Raw genomic sequence first — 1,550 nt, forward strand, 5'->3', positions numbered from 1 at the left:
TGAGCCCGGTCAGAAGCGGCGCGATGTAGATCCACCAGATGCGGTAGAACACGTCGCCCTTTTTCGTGCCGTCCCTTTCAGCGACGAGTTCGGGGAAAACCGCATCGTGCCCTGCCGCCCGGATTGCATCAACGTATTGGACGAAGCCCAGTCGGATCAGTTCTTGGGCCAACGCGATCAGTCGAACCGAGTTCGCATTCTTTACTCGCCCCGCGTCGCTGTTGCGAATGCTTATAAACCAATAGCCCGCGTCATATTGAACGTCGGCGACCAGTAACTTGCAGACCTCCTCGCGCCGCATGCCGGTGTACCAGACGATCAGCAGCACGAAGTACAGGCTGTCATGGAAAACCTCGTTGCCAGCGGCGAGGCGATCTCGTGCGCCCGCGCAGCCGGTCCATGGTGGCAGTGAGAAGATTTCGACGGCCTGCTCCACGGTGTAGGCGTCGCGTGCGTTCCGCTCATCCTTCAAGTCCGGAACCATGAATTTGGCAAACCGGATTTCAGGCAGAATGTCGATTTCGTCACGCGCCATGTCGTAGATCTGCTTGATCTTTCGCAGGTGCTTGTTGGTGGTGACGCCGTCGAGACCGATGGCGTCGGCTCCCAGCTCGCCTTCGTCGATACGATCGAGCGCTCGGTCACAGATCTCCTGCAGCGTTGTGTCCGGCTCGCGATCCCGCGGCGATTTGCCGCGTGTAACGGGGAGTTTGTCGAACCAACTGTCGAGCGTCACGATATCGTCGAACGTACATGTCCAGAAGGGTCGGATGCCGGCCGTCGGTCCTACCGGGTTCATGGATTTCTGAAGCAGGACCGCGGCCCAGCGGATCTGTCGCAGCGTCTGCTCTCCAACCTGCGTCGCCGCTCGCTTGCCATCCTTCCTGTGCTCCAGCATCGCCGGGTTCGACGCGATCAAGAGTTCCGCAGCCTCGATGGGCGATGCATTTAGCCACTTCTCGGGGATCCCGCTCGCGTCGATTTGTGCGGGCCGACCAGTCAGATGCTCGGCGATCACCGGCACGGGATGCCATTCCGTGGCGATCGCCGGAAGGGTCCCCCCACTCACGGTGTCGATCCCCAGTCTGAGTTCGCGAGCGGCCTGGGAACGCGCATCCAGCATGAGCCGCACGCCCAGAGCCATGTTGGTCGGATTGGGCTCGATGCCCAAGGCTTCGAGACGCTGCGCGGTCTCGCGCGAGATGTTGTGCCGTAGGTCCACCGACCCGACCAACTGCCGTGCTGCGGCCCGTTGTTCGTTGGTGAGCTCGGCAAGATGCTCGTCGGCATAGGCCATGCTCCGCACGCCATCGATGATGCCCGTTCTGGCGAAGGCGTTCCAGATTGCCTCGTACACCTGAAGGTCGGCAGCAACGTCGGTCACCTTCGCCTATGCTGGCCTGAACTGCTATTCGGCAGCGAGATGCTCGAGCGCCTCGCGATACGCTCGCATTTCGGTGCGAAAGACGGCATCACGTTGATCGACGGTCAGCCCGTCGCGCGCCACTCGGTCGTATAGGGTCATCCGCACAACCTCGCTCTGCGCCGTC

The 1,550-nt window shown here is 61.5% G+C and carries 1 protein-coding gene; it reads right to left on the bottom strand.

Annotated elements, in window-relative coordinates; all coding sequences use genetic code 11:
- The coding region (locus RMO04_RS19045) for a tyrosine-type recombinase/integrase (RefSeq protein WP_309646344.1) at window positions 1-1,384 on the bottom strand (1,384 nt) is incomplete at its 3' end.
- Between the last annotated feature and the right edge of the window lie 166 nt (window positions 1,385-1,550).

This window comes from Phenylobacterium sp., assembly GCF_031412415.1.
In the GTDB taxonomy this organism is placed as follows: domain Bacteria; phylum Pseudomonadota; class Alphaproteobacteria; order Caulobacterales; family Caulobacteraceae; genus Phenylobacterium.